The sequence below is a fragment of the Bacillus sp. FSL M8-0063 genome (genome assembly GCF_038005545.1).
Lineage (GTDB): Bacteria > Bacillota > Bacilli > Bacillales > Bacillaceae_G > Bacillus_A > Bacillus_A wiedmannii.
In genome coordinates this window covers 1,663,657-1,678,791 of record NZ_JBBOTJ010000001.1, presented here as the reverse complement: position 1 = coordinate 1,678,791, position 15,135 = coordinate 1,663,657, and the positions used below count along the sequence as shown (strand labels likewise).

Here is a 15,135-nt window from a genome sequence, read left to right as displayed (position 1 = left end):
TAATTGGTTCTGATGATATTGTATCAGTTTTTTGTATTTTCTGCACTTATTTACCTCCTAAAAATTCTTTCATTTCTTTATACGTTTTTTAACATAAATACCCATAAGAATGTTAACGATTGTTGTAACTCGATAGGTAGTTGACCTAGCATCTTCTCATTTACTCCGCGCTTATATACACCGATGCCATCTACAACTTCAAAACCTTGTTCTTTCGCTAACTGTTCAAACTCCCAAGGCATCATCGTATTACAAACAACGTCTTTGCCATATAAACGAGGATAACTGTTCTCTCGAGGCTTTGCTGTCGGTCCTAAAATTGCAATACATGCATACCCATCTCTTTTTAAAACGCGCTTTATCTCATTTAATGCCCGTAATGGCTCCTCGGTCCATTCTAAAGAATTAATTGCCATAATTGATTCAAATTGCTCATTTTCAAATGGTAAGTAAGAAAGATCCCCTTTTATAAAAGATAAATTCGGTCCTTCTCCACGCTCCTTCCCTTTTTGAATCATCACTTCTGATAAATCTACTCCAACTGCTTTATAGCCCGCGCGACTTAATTTATATGTACCGTATCCATCACCACAACCAACATCGAGCACTTGAGCTTCTTTTTTCACGTATTTTTCAAAAAATGGAATAATTGTACTCCTACTCCCGCTGTCCCACATCTCTTGACTATTTTGAGTCCAAAATTCTGCACTACTATCCCATTTTTTCTCTGCTGATTCATGCCAATTAAATTTCGTCATACATTCCCCTGCCTTCACGTTTTATCACTCATTTCATTCTACATCATTTTCCAAAATTCCTGTTTATCTTCACTAGGAGATGTACAAGCTAATAATGGAATCTTTATTCTCCAATTTTTGCTTTACTTGGGTTTAACTCATACTCATGTTCTTCTCTTTATGTAAGATACTATAGGTACACCCAATTGAAAGAGAGGGATGTACATGCGAAGAAAGAGAAATCATCATTTTAAAAGTGGTGAAAAAAACGAAGAGTATGCAGCTGAAATATCACCAGCTGGCATACCAATTAGACATAAGCGTAAAGAAATTGCAAATGAAATAGAAGGTACAAATACCGGTGCAATGGTAGGCTATGTCGCTTTATTTCTTTCGCTTTTCTCAATTGCATTTTATCCGGTTACACTCGGCTCTCTTGCGATTTTAGTCGGCTTATTAGCTGTCAATTTCGGCGCAAGAACACTTGGATATACAGCAATTGGTTTTGGTAGTTTTTCTGTTTTATTTACTTTACTCTATCCGCTTGCTTTGTCAGCGTTTTAAAAAAAACACACCAAGTTATACTTGGTGTGTTCATTCGTGGTACAACATAATATGACCGCATCCACAACAATGTTTCGCTGTAATTTCTTGAAACACTGGATAATTCTCTTCATCCCGATGCTCAATAAACACCTTTTCAAATCGATACATATTTGGTGCATATGCCCAATCTTGTTTCGTCCGTGCATACAAAGTTGAGGAAAAAAACTCCTCACCACCGCAAACGATACATGTATTCTTCATCACTACCCCTCCTATGCTTGTCTTACTTCATCTATATGAACATAAGCATAAAAAAAAGACCTTCTATTACTAGAAAGTCTTCTCTGAAACAAAAAGAAATGTACCAAACATTCCTACTCCGCTATATTCTTTCGTAACACCAGCTTCTGTTTTAAATGTTTGCTTTGCAGTCATAAAGAATACACCATTTCGTGCATCTGTACTTTCAAATTGTAATTTTTCTTTTTTACCATCTACATTTTGTGTGCATTCAAAACTACTCTCATCACATTTCAATGCATACTTATCCTCTACATATACTTTAAAATCCGATTCTTTCGGACAAGTAATAAGTAAAATCGCTACGAGAATAATACTTACAATACCCACAATTGTATAATATTTCTTCATTTGTACTCCTTTCAAATGACAAGAAAACTTGACTTCATGCGCCAAGTTTTCTTAGTCCACAACCCATTGCCATTCTTGTTCTTTCTTATCAAAAATGAGCCAACCTGTCTCTGTTGCTTCTGCTTTCAATTCATCAATATTATCTAGTACCTCATCCGTGCTTTCATACGAACCAACTACATATACCGGAATTTCAAGACCTCTTCTTGACTCAATTTTCCCTGCTAGATCAATATAAAGACCATCCTCCATTAATGGAAGAAGCCCCATGATCACTTCTTTCGAAATTGCTGGGAAAATTTTTGATTTTTGGAACAAAGAAAAACGTTTCTTACCGAAAGCACCGAGTTTATAAGGAATGACTTTACTTAACATCCCTACAAAGTCAGCAATTCTACGATAATACACTTTGTTGTACCATCCATCATCATGTGAAAAATAAACAAATCTATTTTTCAATAGCGGAAAGAATGTTCTTGCAAGTGGTTCTTTTTTGTGAGCCAAATATAAAAGCTCTGCAATTTCTTTTGGCTCTAATTCATCTAAATCGCTTGCATCATCAAAATCTACCCAACAAAATTCATCAAATTCATCAATCTCTGCTTGAATTAGCTTATGTATATTTTCTTCCTCAACATATTCAAATAAAGTATGATAATGAAAATCTGTCCATTCAAAGTTATGCTTCAAAAGCAACACTTGATGAAGCGGTGAAGGGATGTTACTTGCAAACTCTTTAAACGTAATTCCTGATGTAATAAAACAATGACCCCGACGATTACCATTAATATATATCATATTCTTTACTTGGTCAGATCCTCCAGACAAAGCACCTAGCCACCTTCGTTTTATATGTTTCAATTCTATAGCATATTTTAACATGAAAAATTTTAGAAACATAGAAAAAAATTCAAAAACTATTTACAATTTCATGTGTTTTATTACATAGTGATTACAAGAAAAAACACCTGCTCGTGAGCAGGCGTTTTTAAAGGATTTCATCTGGGTTTTGAGGGTGATGATTTCCCTCTTTCTTTTCATCTTTTTGGAACATCGATTGAATTTTATCAATTGTTTGTGGAGCTAATTCAATCATTTTTTCTGCTAAATGTGTCGCATTTTGTAGATGCAGAATATTTACTCCATCTTTATTCACTACAAGAAATGCTACTGGTGTAATAGAAACACCACCCGCGCTACCGCCACCAAATGCAGGGTTACCGTTCGCTCTTTGTCCATCATTCGTTTGGAAATCAGAACCTCCTGCTCCAAACCCGAACGCTACTTTAGAAACCGTTAACACCACACCACCGTCAGCCGTTTGAACAGGCTCTCCAACAATCGTATTTACATCGACCATTTCTTTTAAATTTTCCATTGCCGCTTTCATTAACCCTTGAATTGGATGATCCACCGTTCATAACCTCCTTTGTCATATCTTTCCTAGTTTTTCCGAAAGTTTGTGAACTAAACATAAAATTTTATATTGATTTCAAAAATATTTTTATAATCTCAGCAAAAACAAAAAAATGCCCTTGAATTGTATGGATGTCTCTAACAATTCAAGGGCACTTCACATTAAATAACCTTTTTTATTTATTCTCCTACTTAATGTTCTCACTTCAAAGTCATAATTACCTGTCTTTCAACAAAACCAAACTCTTCGTACATCTCTTTCGCAAAATTCCCAGCAAATACATTCAAACGAATTTCTGAAAACGTCTCCTTCAACTCCTTAATACCAGCTTCCATCAGTTCTCTCGACAGTCCTTTCCCGCGATATTCTGGAAAAACGTATAGCTCATATATAAATCCAAGTTTTTCACGAGAAAAATAGTCTGCATTTTCCCCTATTAATATCCACCCCATTACTTTCTTTTCTTCTTTAACGACTAAATAATATGCTCCCTTTTCTACAATCGGCCTTGTAATTTCAATTGCTTTCTCTGTACTTAACTGACAATTTCCCCTCGTTCCTTCAAAAAGCGATTGAGCTGCATATTGTATTATTTCGTCCGTTTCTTCCCGATTCGCCTTTTCTATCATTTTTCACAACTCTCCTCTTTAATAGGCATTAATATTGCTCGTTCAAGTTCCTCCGACTCAATCACAATTGCCATCAATCCCTGTTCCGTACTCGTTTCATGAGATTCGTCCTTCTCCCAAAACACAGCTTGTCCCGCTTCCACCTTCACTTTTTCTTTATCTGCTCCGCATACATATCCTTCTCCGTCCACAATAAGAAGCAGCTGTGATACAACTGCTTCATGATATCCAATTATTCCATTCTCTCGTAAATGCATAGCACCAATATGTACATTTCCTTTATGGTTTAATATTTTTGACATTATGAAATTAGATTAAAATGCTGAGATTTTCTTTCCCACTTTTTCACTAAAATCAAAAATTTTCATTACTAGTCCTCCCTATACGTATAAAACCATCCTTACTGTCTGCATCATATGTCCTTCAAAATCTTCTTCAAATTCCTCTAATTGAGCAAAACCTTTCGCTTCATAAAAACGTTTTCCTTTTTCATTCGCTGCTTCTACATGAATGTATAGTTTCCGAATTCCTTTTAATTCCGTTAACCCTTTTTGTAATAAAGCACTTCCTACCCCTTTCCCTTGCTGATCTGGTAACAAATAAATCGCTCCTAATTCTGCTTCGTTTTGCAATCTAACGGGTGAAAAATTCGCAAAGCCAATTACTTCTCCCTCTTCTTCCGCAACGAATAAATGTGTATTTTCAAGACGATATTTCATTTTTTCATCAGAATAAGCCTCATCTAAGAAACTGTCTTGAATCTTTCTCGGAATAATGTCTTCGTATGTATCATGCCAAGCTATTTTCGCTACTGATTGTACAGCGTGAATGTCTTCTTGCTTCATTTCTCTAATTACATATGTCATCTCGTTGTCTCCATTCTCTTAAAATTATATTCTGCTAATATACTAGAAGAAATGGCAGAACCATTTTCATAATTTACTTTAATTAATTTTAATTTCTCAATGGAAGCTGTTGCATGATCAAATTTTTCATAAATATATTCCATTGCAATTAAAAACTGATTTACATGTAACTTATTTGCAATTGTACAATGTGGAACCCATTTTCCTGGCACATAATATGAATTTAAATTATCATGAAAAATTTTAAAATTATCATGATAAGAATGATGAAGTTTTAACAATTCATCTGTAATGGTCGGTGCTAAAAAGACCGTTCCGTTAGTAGGAAAAATTCCAACAGAAGGAAAAGTTACCTCAGCCATATTCTCTTGAACAGCTACAAACACCTCTAATTTCTCCTTATATAAATGAACGTCTAACTCATGGTAATCAGCTAATGTAATATGAGGTTCTACTCCTGCTAATTGATTCGTGCCAATGATATTTGTTATTTCATTTTGCAATTCTATAATTTTATTAGTAAACACACGATCAAATGTAGCAATAATAGCGTACATACTTCCTCACCCCTTCGTTACATATAGCGCTTCCCATTCTTCACGAATCATACCCATTCTAATAGAATCATAGTATGTTCCGTTATAATAACGGCATTTGCGCATTCTACCTTCTAATGTCATTCCTATTTTCTCCGCTACTTTCATCATTCGTTTATTACCAGACCAAGTCGTGATTCCTACCCTACCAATTTCCATCTTTTCAAATATTAAATCTCGATATAACGTTAACGCTTCTGTACCGTAGCCACCATTCCAGTAATTTGGATTATAAATAACAAGCCCCATCTCCAACCAACGCGTCAGTTTATGCTCCCAATAAAACCCGATTGTCCCTATAATTTGGCCGTTATTTTCTATAATTAATTTAGATAGAGGTTCTTCTTTTAAACGAGTTTGCATCTTTTCTTTATAAGACGGGTATTCTTGCATTGAAAACGGAAAATACGGTGCATCCCATTTTTTCCATTCTGGATTTTCTTCTTTAAATACGAGACTCCATAATGTTTTTATATCTGATTCTTCAATTGTACGAATTGTAACTTTATCCCCTTTTACTCTTACGTTTTGCATAATTTCCTCCTACACTCCTCTTTATTTCATATATAATTATAATATTTTTTCAGAAAAATCAAAACAAATATCCTTTATTATATTGTATAATTTTGTTATAAGATACCAATTATTCATGTGGAAAGCTGGTGATTCAATGAATAATCGATGTAGTATTACTTTATTTCTCACTATTATTACAACAAATATTATTCTCTATTTCTTCTTACCATTACGTATTGTTACAAAATGGGACTTCAATGGAACGCCTACATCAACAATGGATAAAAGCACTTTTGTTATCGTAAATATAATTATTTGTTCCTTCTTATTCTTTTTATTTTTAGCTTTATCTAAAGCAGCGAGTAACCAGAAATCTCCCCTTTGGATCGGCAACACAATTTTACTATTTTTATTTTTTGTCGATATTGTCATCGCTCTCATTGCTCTTGGCTTCGCACTCCCTCTTGATCATTTAATATTTTTAGCATTAGGGCTTTTATTTATATTAATAGGCTATTTCAGTTCAAAAATTGATACGACTAAATCAACAATTTCATTGGAATGGAATGATAAGCATCTTGAAAAAAGAGCTTCAAATATTTGTAGTATTTCAATGATGATAGCAGGTATTTTCCTAGCCGGGCTTCCATTTATCATTCCTGCTCCGTATAGAGGTTATGCTATACTCACAATTTTTTTAGGAATGACGCTTGTCATTTTACCGAGTACGATTTACTTACTTCTGAAAGACAGTAAACAATCTACTCATTTAAAAAGATAATAAAAAAATAGGAGGCTCCATACCTCCTATTTCATCTTTTCTATCTCAACTAAAATACCTTTCTCTATCCAGCCTTCTACTCCATCTCTTTTAATTAAATCATATCCTGAGCAGCTGCCATCAATGAGAGAAACAATGTCCCCTTTTCTTACGCTTATTTGTGCACAAGAAATATCGGTTTTCACTGTGTATTCACCTGTCTCAAGTTGCCTAATATATTCATTTTTCACAGAGAGTAATTTATTCGTTTCCTTTTGCTTACATATTGTATAATCTTTCATCTTCTCCATAGGCTCTATGTAATAGTACGGATAGGTCACCCCGCCCTGCATTGATGTGTTCGCATTAAAATCAGCTATTACTTCATACTCTGGAAAATAGTCTACATATGTATAAAAAAACGTATCCCTTCCACTTTCCCTCTGAATGATAAATGCGTTTAATTGTCCTGCTTCTTTAATCGCATTTCCCCCATCAATCGCAATAATCTTTTTCTCCTCATCAATAACTGGATTGTTAGACGGTGCCTTGTCTGAATAGTTTACAACAGGCCAATGACCGACAACTACATACTTATTTGCTCTATGTGATTTATTGAAAAACTCTGGCATTGCTATCGCATTTTTGCGCTCTGTTTCTTTCCAATCTTCTTTATCATCAAGGCCAGCATGTACAAAAATATAATCTTCTGTTTCAATCGCTGTTGGTAATTCTGTTAACCACTTTATTTCTTTTGAAAAATGACCCATCAATATGTTTTTCACTTCACAAATATCACTTTCTTCATTAACGGTAACACTCAATTCCGCTAGCCACTCATTAAAAATTGTATTCTTTCGCGTACATAAATAATGTATTAGCGCGGGATTTTCATTTACAAGTGCTTCAACTACAACTTCACAATTCCCTTCAATTACATAAACGTTTGGCTTGCTAACTACTAGATCCATCACATAGTTTACGACGCCAATGCTATTTCTTCCTTTCTCACAAAGATCACCATTAATAATTAAATAATCCTCATCTTTAAAATTAATTTTATGTAGTAGTTCATTAAAAAGATTTAATTCTCCATGAATATCAGAAATAATGATGACTCTTCCATCATTTGGTATAGATAATTTCTTTATTTTTTCCAAGTATAAACGCTCCTAACATTCTCTAAATTCAATATCCCCTTGTTATTTTCTAATATTCAACAAATTATATTACTGGACCTGTTACTAGCTCAAATCCAGAAAAGAAAATAGGTTCCATATATTTTCAAACACGGAACCTACTTAATATTATAGCTCTTTATAAAAAGAATAGCTTACCTTATCATAGCCCTCTCTTTCATAAAAACGATGTGCATCCATTCTTTGAAACGCAGATGTAAGAACGATAGAGCTGCACCCTTTTTCTTCCCCCCATTTTTCTACATATGACAGTAGAACTTTACCATATCCTTTTGATCTGTGTGCTTCCGCAGTTACAAGGTCATACACAAAAACATGTTTCTCATTATAAAAATTCGTACAAATCGCTACACCGGCCAGACTCACAACTTCTTCCTCTTCATTACGTAGCGAAAATAGTTTATAGTTTTCTTCTTTCATTTTTTGAAATAAAGAACTTGCTTCTTCTTTTGAAAGTTTTGTTCTTAACTGCTGTAATACGGGAAATACATCATGTAAATCCACTTCTGTTACTACTGCTCTAATATTCATTATGACTCTCTCCTTACTATTTATAAAATTTTCTAAATGTTATATCATCATTATAGAAAACAACTGCCCTTAGCTTAAGTGACAGTTCTATTCTTTTTTATAAGGCCAGTATAAAGAGGAGTGTCTACGAATGGATCTTACTATCCCATTACAATTACAAAGTAAAACACCCATTTACATACAGATTTACGAATATGTGAAACGAGAAATCTCTCATGGATCACTATGTGCCGGTACACGCCTTCCTTCTCACAGAAATTTAGCTATGCAACTTAATGTGAGCCGTATTACAGTTGAATCTGCTTATCAACAATTACTAGCTGAAGGGTATGTAGAAAGCGAACCGAAGCGAGGGATTTTTGTTGCAGAAGTTGATATTGATGTCATTCAAAAGAAGCAGCAAATTGCGTCAAACAGTACTAACGATAAAGAAAAAGAACAATATGACTATGATTGTAGTCAAGGACTTATTGATCAAAAATCTTTTCCAATAACAAACTGGAAAAGAGCAATACACGAAACTTTATTTCAGTATGAAAATGAATTGTTTGCTAAAGAAGATCCACAAGGTGCGCTCGTTCTACGAGAACATATTTCAAAGTATTTATATCATGCTCGCGGGGTACATTCTTCACCTGATCAAATTATTATCGGAGCAGGTACGCAACCTCTTCTTTGGCTACTACTTCAACTACTTGGTCCAAAAAAAGAATACGGAATCGAAAATCCTGGATTTCACCGTATCCCTGCTATGATTCAAAGTTCTGGCCTTCCCGTTCACCCTATCCCTTTAGATGATAAAGGGATTCATATTTCCGCTTTACGTAAATCGGCTTCCAATGTAGCGTATGTCACTCCATCTCACCAATTTCCACTTGGAATCATTATGCCGTTATCTAGAAGACTCGAGTTATTAAAATGGGCGAATGATTGTAAGGGCTATATTATTGAAGATGATTACGACGGGGAATTTCGCTATATAGGAAAACCTATTCCTTCTTTACAAGGGCTAGATTCAAATGAACGTGTTATTTATATGGGAACTTTCTCAAAATCTTTTTTACCTTCTTTACGAATGGGATATATCGTTTTACCACCTCATCTATTAGGAGCTTATCAAGAACTTGGTGGTATGTTTAAACAAACAGTTTCTACGCTGCAACAACTTACCTTTGCTACCTTTATTCAAAATGGTGATTGGGAACGTCATATTAACCGAAGCCGCACGTTATATAAAAGAAAACATATTTCTTTAATTAAATCTATTACAAACGAAATGGGTAATAACATTCGTATACTCGGTGAACAATCAGGACTTCATATCGTACTTCACGTTCATAATGGGATGAACGAACAAGAACTTATTCATGCGGCTGCGAAACAACGTATTAAGTTATACCCTCTCTCCACATACGATTCTGTTCATAATATAAGAGAGGACTCGTATGTATTACTCGGTTTTGGCAGTATTCCAGAGGATCGTATCGAAACTGTTGTCCAATTACTGAAAAAATCCTGGTTCCCTAAATAAGAATAGCTCCACGCAAGTTATACTTACGTGGAGCTATCTTCATTCACTATTTTTCTGATTTCGCTGTTCTTCCTGGTCGTTTAACACCTGTTGTTTCTGTTGAATAAGAAGCTTCAATGATAGCAGTTGGATCTACAGAGAGAACGAGATCTTTCATTTTCGGATAAATGAAACGGTTCGTAATACAATAAATGATTCTCTTTTCTTCTCCTAAAAAACCACCTTCTCCATGTAGATACGTAACGGATAATTGCAATTCTTTCATAAGTAGATCGCCTACTTCTTTATTTTTACCAGAAATAATCATAACGCTCTTTCCTTGATTTATACCATCTAATATGAAATCAATCATCTTCGTAACAATATAGAAAATTGCTAATGAGAACATCGCTTGTTCGATTGAAAATAAAATCGCTACAAATGTGAAAATAACTGCATTTACCGCAAGTAAAAATGTACTAATCGGTACTTTAAAGTGTTTGTTCATCCAAACTGCTAACATTTCTGATCCGTCTATTGCTCCGCCCATTTTAACAACAATCCCAACGCCAATTCCAAACAATACTCCGCCATAAAGTACAATTAATAGTTCAGAAGTTGTAATCGCTGGAAATGGTTTTAAATAAATTAATCCGAGTGTTGTAACAACATTTGCATAAGATGTACGGATAAAGAATTTCTTCCCCATTACTCTTGCTGTAAATAGCAGGATAGGAATATTAAGTCCTAAAAACACTCCGTACAGCGGTAATCCAGCAACTTTATTTGCCATAATAGCAATGGCCGTTACCCCACCATCTACTAATCCATTAGGTGCTAAAATAAGCTCTAATGAACCCGCTACAATAATCGATCCAATTGTTAATAATACGTATTCAAATACTCTTTTCATTCATTACCCCCAAAACTTATGTATTTTCTTAGTATTATTTTAACGTAATTTTACTACTAATTCAAAGATATGAGTTTATATACACAAAAGTTTCACCTTTACAGTGATTTTTTATGTAATTTATTTATAGAAACACACTTACATATTACAGTAAGTGTGCTCCAAACATTTATTTAAGTTTTGAGTATGAATTCATTTTCATTTTTAATATTTCATCAACTGCCCTATTATACCCACCAGCATTTCGAAGTGACTCTCCAACTTTACGACTATTTTCCTTAAACGTTACATCATTCGTTACTTTCTCTACAGCTTCACGTAACGATTCAGAAGTTAATTCTTTACGATTAAGCCTTATTCCAGCTCCTACTTCACTCACTCGTTTCGCAACTAAAGGTTGATCTCCTGTTACTGGAATTACAACTAACGGGACACCGTAATATAGTGCTTCGCTCGAACTATTCATACCACCGTGTGTCACGAATACATCAGCATGCTGTAATACTTCTAATTGCGGTACATAATTAAACAACTTAAAGTTATTCGGAATGTTTTCAAATTGACTTATATTTATCTTCTTACCAACAACTATTATGACTGTCGCTTCTACATCTTTAAACGCTTCAAAACATTTTTCATATAGTTCAGGTTGTTCATTAAAAACTGTTCCCATAGAAATGAAAATCAATTTTTCATCTTTTAAATCTACCATAGGAAAGCTGCCTACTTCTTTACGCGTAGCAATTGATGGGCCGACGAACTTATACGATTCATCGAATACATCTGATCGGGGCTGGTATTCTTTTGAAGTATATACGATAGTAATATCACCAAGATGATTCATAATATCATACATACTATTACATTTCATTCCATACTGCCTATTCCATTTTTCCATTCCCGCTAAACAAGATTGATATAATGGATTCGTTTCGTCTACTTGTCTCGATTCTTGTTCATCATGAAAAGTAATGTACTGATTAAAAGCAAATGTTGTACAAGAAGAAACGCTAGGTAATTTTAAAACATTGGCTATAATACGTCCTACGGGAAAATGATTATCGTATATCACGTAATCGTACTTTTCCCCTTTTGTTTCTTCTACAATTTGAGTCACAATACGCTCTGATGCTTCAATCATATGAGATAGCATCGTCAAAGGACTCCCACCTTCATTTACTCGTTCCATAATATTAATTTGAGAGAGGAAATTCTCAAACACTCGGAGTTCTGCACCTGTTGCTTCAATCTTCTTTCTATAATCTTCAATACAATACGAAACAACTGTCTCCCCTTGCCGAATTAACTCACTTACAATAGCTAAAGTCGGATTTATATGACCTTCTCCAGGGAAATTTATTACGAGTACATTTGCCATCATATTCTCTCCTATCTAATATTATTAATAATTAATTATATTAATTAATTTAAAACTATTATAAAGGAATCTATTCTACTTCTTCATATATTTCTCTTCATTTTATTATTGAGAAATATTTTTCATAACCAACATTATAATTCTTATAAAAGAGCGCTTAACTCTTCATTTACTGAAAATAAGAGATTTACATTCGGGTGTTTTTACAGATTTATCATCAGAAATATTATTTTGATAATTCATACAAAAGTAGAAAAATATAATTTTCACACTGATTTCTCACTATAAATTTATTTAAGTTCTATGTTGTCCTCATCATTATCCACTTGGAACATATTCTGTTATATAATGAATTTATAGAATTTACAGAAAAAGGAGTAACTTCATGCTACAACAACTATTCACTTCACCTATTTTATCTGTTCAAGCTTTACACCCAGGTTATGAAGACCATGCAAGCGATGTGTTTCTCGTCCGGACAGAAGATGCAGAAGTCATCGTTCGTTCTTCTAAAATGAATGAAGAACCAAATAATGATTTTTGGTGGGGATGTAAAAACCTATTTGGAATTGATCCAAGGAACGTACATCATTTAGAAGCTGTACATACATTGCTGCAAGAACATACTAATCTTCCTATCCCAGCAATATTAGAAAAACATATTTTAAATGGTCGTGAATTCGTTGTAGCCGAAAAATTAGTAGGTAACACAGTTCAATCTTTTATCGGACAACCTGATTCTATTTTATTCAGTCTAGGAAAAGGGCTTGCAGAAATACATAAATATAAAGCTAATTACATAGGAAATGTGTCAAGTTCCTTCCAAATTACACTAGATGAATTCCAATCACACATTTTGAATGTGAGTAAAGAGCTTGTGACTATGTTTTATTCCGATAATGAAAGCATACAAAGCGCATTTCCTACTTTTGAATCACAGCTTTCTTCCTTACCAGCACCAAAGGAATCAACGCTCATTTTAATTGATATGGATCCTACCCAGTTTTTATCAGATGGTACAACTATTACGGGATTAGTAGATACAGAAGCCTACGCAGTTGCTCCAAGGGAGTTTGATTTTATCAGCTTAGAATATGTATTTACAGAGAAAGAAGCTCATGCTTTTAAACAAGGTTACGAAACCATTATGCCCATTCCCCGTCTTGAAGAATGTAGACATCCCTATCGATATTTGTACCGATTATTATCTGTTCAGGGCAGTGTGGATTTAGAAAAGTGGCTAAGTCATCCAGCCTATTTTTAAATAAGAATGAGAGGGATTATGAAATGAATATTGTACAAAAACAATCTTTAACAGCGAACGAAATCCAGCAAATGAAAGATTTAGCTCATATTTGCGGGGAATACGATCAAATTGATTATTCGTCAGATTTACATATAAACTTTTTAGCTGCTCGTACTAATAAAGAGATAAATGATTTTCTACTTTATGACGATACTCAATTAATCGGTGTATTAAGTATGTATGACTTTGAAAGACCGACAAAACTGGAGTTAATAGGGTTTGTTCATCCGAACTATAGGAAACAACATATAGGCACTACTCTTTTACAAGCTGCAATAAAAGAAATACGAATAAGAGAGGCAGATGAAGCTCTTCTTATTATAAATGGAGATTCTATTTCCGGGAAAGAATTTGCAAAACATATGAAGTTACCTTATTTATATAGTGAATATAGTATGGAGTTCAAAGCAAAAGAAGTACAAAAAACAACAAAGAATACTATACAGTTCCCTCTTGCCTCTTCAGAATCACTTCTTGATCTTATTGAAATTTCCAGTAAAGCTTTTGGAGATTCAGTAGAAAATACCGCTACATGGCTACAAAAAATGATGAATTCACCTTCCCATCAAGTTTACAGTGCCCTTATCGACGAAAAAGTGATAGGAACGATTACGGTTTCTGAGCAAGAACAATCTACTACACTATCAGGATTCGCCGTTCATCCTTCTTATCAAGGTAAAGGATATGGTAAAGATATTCTTAGTTATATGGTACATACCCTTATTACAAAAGGAGTTTCAACAATTGAATTAGACGTCGAAACGAAAAATAACAATGCTTTAAAACTATATACACAATGTGGTTTTGAAATGAAAACGAAGCATGACTATTATAATGTAATGAATCTTGAGGTGAATACATATGTGTAAAAAACTAATTTATTCTGATTATGATATTTTCGCATCCATTTATAATAAACATTGGGGGCATTATGCTGAACACTCCTATCTACTTTTGGAAAAAATCGTTTTACAATATGCACCACCACATTCTCATATTTTAGATCTTTGCTGCGGGACTGGTCACCTTACTAAGAAATTAATTGATAATACTTTTGTAGTAACTGGTATAGATGGTTCTGCTCAAATGATTGAATACGCACGTCAAAACGCGCCGGATGCAACCTTTATCGTCGATGATGCTCGTTATTTCAATATAAATGAGCAATTTCACTATGTTATCTCTACTGGCGATAGCTTAAACCATATTTTAAAATTAGATGAATTAATAAATGTTTTTCGTAATGTTTACTCCGTATTACATAGCAAAGGTACATTTGTATTTGATATGAATATGGAGAAAGGTTTTCTTGAAAATTGGATTGCTTCATTTCATATTTCAGTGGAAGAATATGTATGTACGATTGATTCTACCTATGATAACGAAAATAAAAAAGCAGAAATGAACTTTATACTATTTCAACATGACATAGATAATACTTGGACAAGAAGTGACTTTTCTTTTGAGGAAGCTTGTTATTCCGATGAAGAAATAATTTCTTCGTTGGAATCTGTAGGTTTTAAGAACATTCAATTACACGGTACAAATAGAGCATTTTTCATTTGTCAAAAATAAAAAAA

At 33.9% G+C, this 15,135-nt stretch carries 19 protein-coding genes and 1 pseudogene; 6 read left to right on the top strand and 14 right to left on the bottom strand.

Features of this window, described 5'->3' with window-relative positions; genetic code table 11:
• Nucleotides 1-77: 77 nt before the first annotated feature.
• Nucleotides 78-758, bottom strand: a complete 681-nt coding sequence (locus tag MKX31_RS08520; protein WP_064473988.1) for a class I SAM-dependent methyltransferase — start codon at nucleotides 756-758, stop codon at nucleotides 78-80.
• Nucleotides 759-962: 204 nt separating this feature from the next.
• On the opposite strand from MKX31_RS08520, the gene MKX31_RS08515 reads away from it, so the two are divergent.
• Nucleotides 963-1,301, top strand: a complete 339-nt coding sequence (locus tag MKX31_RS08515; RefSeq protein WP_001253201.1) for a hypothetical protein — start codon at nucleotides 963-965, stop codon at nucleotides 1,299-1,301.
• A 30-nt stretch (nucleotides 1,302-1,331) separates the two neighbouring features.
• On the opposite strand, the gene MKX31_RS08510 is transcribed toward MKX31_RS08515, so the two are convergent.
• The 9 genes and pseudogenes from MKX31_RS08510 to MKX31_RS08470 form a co-directional block, all read right to left on the bottom strand.
• Nucleotides 1,332-1,544, bottom strand: coding sequence for a hypothetical protein (locus tag MKX31_RS08510; protein WP_000798747.1), 213 nt, complete (start codon nucleotides 1,542-1,544; stop codon nucleotides 1,332-1,334).
• Between the two features lie 69 nt (nucleotides 1,545-1,613).
• Nucleotides 1,614-1,934: a hypothetical protein gene (locus MKX31_RS08505; RefSeq protein WP_048540982.1), complete on the bottom strand. Its 321-nt coding sequence runs from the start codon at nucleotides 1,932-1,934 to the stop codon at nucleotides 1,614-1,616.
• A 51-nt stretch (nucleotides 1,935-1,985) separates the two neighbouring features.
• Nucleotides 1,986-2,762 carry a hypothetical protein gene (locus MKX31_RS08500; RefSeq protein WP_064473989.1) on the bottom strand — a complete coding sequence of 259 codons (777 nt, stop codon included), beginning with the start codon at nucleotides 2,760-2,762 and terminating at the stop codon, nucleotides 1,986-1,988.
• Between the two features lie 160 nt (nucleotides 2,763-2,922).
• A complete protein-coding gene (gene ytfJ / locus MKX31_RS08495) occupies nucleotides 2,923-3,348 on the bottom strand; it encodes a GerW family sporulation protein (protein WP_000349987.1) in 426 nt (141 codons plus the stop codon).
• A gap of 203 nt (nucleotides 3,349-3,551) precedes the next feature.
• The gene (locus MKX31_RS08490) at nucleotides 3,552-3,980 is read right to left on the bottom strand and encodes a GNAT family N-acetyltransferase (RefSeq protein WP_088046617.1); all 429 of its coding nucleotides are present in this window, start codon (nucleotides 3,978-3,980) and stop codon (nucleotides 3,552-3,554) included.
• A pseudogene (locus MKX31_RS08485) lies at nucleotides 3,977-4,348 on the bottom strand (cupin). Before MKX31_RS08485 ends, MKX31_RS08490 begins: the two are co-directional and overlap by 4 nt.
• A 12-nt stretch (nucleotides 4,349-4,360) precedes the next feature.
• Nucleotides 4,361-4,846 (bottom strand): GNAT family N-acetyltransferase, encoded by a 486-nt coding sequence (locus MKX31_RS08480; RefSeq protein WP_064473991.1) that lies wholly within the window; start codon nucleotides 4,844-4,846, stop codon nucleotides 4,361-4,363.
• A complete protein-coding gene (locus MKX31_RS08475; protein WP_064473992.1) occupies nucleotides 4,843-5,403 on the bottom strand; it encodes a 2'-5' RNA ligase family protein in 561 nt (186 codons plus the stop codon). The genes MKX31_RS08480 and MKX31_RS08475 overlap by 4 nt, the downstream gene beginning before the upstream one ends.
• A 6-nt stretch (nucleotides 5,404-5,409) precedes the next feature.
• Entirely contained in the window at nucleotides 5,410-5,976 is a 567-nt protein-coding gene (locus MKX31_RS08470; RefSeq protein WP_064473993.1) for a GNAT family N-acetyltransferase, read from the bottom strand.
• Between the two features lie 136 nt (nucleotides 5,977-6,112).
• Here MKX31_RS08470 and MKX31_RS08465 point away from each other — a divergent pair, with 136 nt between their 5' ends.
• Entirely contained in the window at nucleotides 6,113-6,739 is a 627-nt protein-coding gene (locus MKX31_RS08465; protein ID WP_340980577.1) for a DUF1648 domain-containing protein, read from the top strand.
• Between the two features lie 26 nt (nucleotides 6,740-6,765).
• Here the strand turns inward: MKX31_RS08465 and MKX31_RS08460 are convergent, their stop codons facing one another.
• Nucleotides 6,766-7,878 carry a metallophosphoesterase gene (locus MKX31_RS08460; RefSeq protein ID WP_064473994.1) on the bottom strand — a complete coding sequence of 371 codons (1,113 nt, stop codon included), beginning with the start codon at nucleotides 7,876-7,878 and terminating at the stop codon, nucleotides 6,766-6,768.
• A 147-nt stretch (nucleotides 7,879-8,025) separates the two neighbouring features.
• On the bottom strand, nucleotides 8,026-8,448 hold the full coding sequence (locus MKX31_RS08455) for a GNAT family N-acetyltransferase (protein ID WP_340980576.1): 423 nt from the start codon (nucleotides 8,446-8,448) through the stop codon (nucleotides 8,026-8,028).
• A 130-nt stretch (nucleotides 8,449-8,578) separates the two neighbouring features.
• On the opposite strand from MKX31_RS08455, the gene pdxR reads away from it, so the two are divergent.
• On the top strand, nucleotides 8,579-9,979 hold the full coding sequence (gene pdxR, locus MKX31_RS08450) for a MocR-like pyridoxine biosynthesis transcription factor PdxR (RefSeq protein ID WP_340980575.1): 1,401 nt from the start codon (nucleotides 8,579-8,581) through the stop codon (nucleotides 9,977-9,979).
• Nucleotides 9,980-10,025: 46 nt separating this feature from the next.
• On the opposite strand, the gene MKX31_RS08445 is transcribed toward pdxR, so the two are convergent.
• Nucleotides 10,026-10,871: a YitT family protein gene (locus tag MKX31_RS08445; protein ID WP_087980914.1), complete on the bottom strand. Its 846-nt coding sequence runs from the start codon at nucleotides 10,869-10,871 to the stop codon at nucleotides 10,026-10,028.
• Nucleotides 10,872-11,040: 169 nt separating this feature from the next.
• Nucleotides 11,041-12,249, bottom strand: coding sequence for a macrolide family glycosyltransferase (locus tag MKX31_RS08440; protein WP_340980572.1), 1,209 nt, complete (start codon nucleotides 12,247-12,249; stop codon nucleotides 11,041-11,043).
• A gap of 385 nt (nucleotides 12,250-12,634) precedes the next feature.
• Here MKX31_RS08440 and MKX31_RS08435 point away from each other — a divergent pair, with 385 nt between their 5' ends.
• Genes MKX31_RS08435 through MKX31_RS08425 form a run of 3 tightly spaced genes read left to right on the top strand, consistent with a single transcriptional unit; the run spans nucleotide 12,635 to nucleotide 15,130 of the window.
• Nucleotides 12,635-13,513 (top strand): aminoglycoside phosphotransferase family protein, encoded by an 879-nt coding sequence (locus MKX31_RS08435; protein WP_242289944.1) that lies wholly within the window; start codon nucleotides 12,635-12,637, stop codon nucleotides 13,511-13,513.
• A gap of 23 nt (nucleotides 13,514-13,536) precedes the next feature.
• Nucleotides 13,537-14,424: a GNAT family N-acetyltransferase gene (locus MKX31_RS08430; RefSeq protein ID WP_103654986.1), complete on the top strand. Its 888-nt coding sequence runs from the start codon at nucleotides 13,537-13,539 to the stop codon at nucleotides 14,422-14,424.
• Entirely contained in the window at nucleotides 14,417-15,130 is a 714-nt protein-coding gene (locus MKX31_RS08425; RefSeq protein WP_064474000.1) for a class I SAM-dependent methyltransferase, read from the top strand. Before MKX31_RS08430 ends, MKX31_RS08425 begins: the two co-directional genes overlap by 8 nt.
• Nucleotides 15,131-15,135: the final 5 nt, after the last annotated feature.

Coding starts and splice junctions, on each gene's coding strand:
- MKX31_RS08465 (WP_340980577.1), top strand. CDS start 6,113: ATGAATAATCGATGTAGTATTACTTTATTTCTCACTATTATTACAACA.
- MKX31_RS08515 (WP_001253201.1), top strand. CDS start 963: ATGCGAAGAAAGAGAAATCATCATTTTAAAAGTGGTGAAAAAAACGAA.
- MKX31_RS08440 (WP_340980572.1), bottom strand. CDS start 12,249: ATGGCAAATGTACTCGTAATAAATTTCCCTGGAGAAGGTCATATAAAT.
- MKX31_RS08510 (WP_000798747.1), bottom strand. CDS start 1,544: ATGAAGAATACATGTATCGTTTGCGGTGGTGAGGAGTTTTTTTCCTCA.
- MKX31_RS08435 (WP_242289944.1), top strand. CDS start 12,635: ATGCTACAACAACTATTCACTTCACCTATTTTATCTGTTCAAGCTTTA.
- MKX31_RS08490 (WP_088046617.1), bottom strand. CDS start 3,980: ATGATAGAAAAGGCGAATCGGGAAGAAACGGACGAAATAATACAATAT.
- MKX31_RS08475 (WP_064473992.1), bottom strand. CDS start 5,403: ATGTACGCTATTATTGCTACATTTGATCGTGTGTTTACTAATAAAATT.
- MKX31_RS08520 (WP_064473988.1), bottom strand. CDS start 758: ATGACGAAATTTAATTGGCATGAATCAGCAGAGAAAAAATGGGATAGT.
- MKX31_RS08430 (WP_103654986.1), top strand. CDS start 13,537: ATGAATATTGTACAAAAACAATCTTTAACAGCGAACGAAATCCAGCAA.
- MKX31_RS08480 (WP_064473991.1), bottom strand. CDS start 4,846: ATGACATATGTAATTAGAGAAATGAAGCAAGAAGACATTCACGCTGTA.
- MKX31_RS08425 (WP_064474000.1), top strand. CDS start 14,417: ATGTGTAAAAAACTAATTTATTCTGATTATGATATTTTCGCATCCATT.
- pdxR (WP_340980575.1), top strand. CDS start 8,579: ATGGATCTTACTATCCCATTACAATTACAAAGTAAAACACCCATTTAC.
- MKX31_RS08455 (WP_340980576.1), bottom strand. CDS start 8,448: ATGAATATTAGAGCAGTAGTAACAGAAGTGGATTTACATGATGTATTT.
- MKX31_RS08470 (WP_064473993.1), bottom strand. CDS start 5,976: ATGCAAAACGTAAGAGTAAAAGGGGATAAAGTTACAATTCGTACAATT.
- MKX31_RS08505 (WP_048540982.1), bottom strand. CDS start 1,934: ATGAAGAAATATTATACAATTGTGGGTATTGTAAGTATTATTCTCGTA.
- MKX31_RS08445 (WP_087980914.1), bottom strand. CDS start 10,871: ATGAAAAGAGTATTTGAATACGTATTATTAACAATTGGATCGATTATT.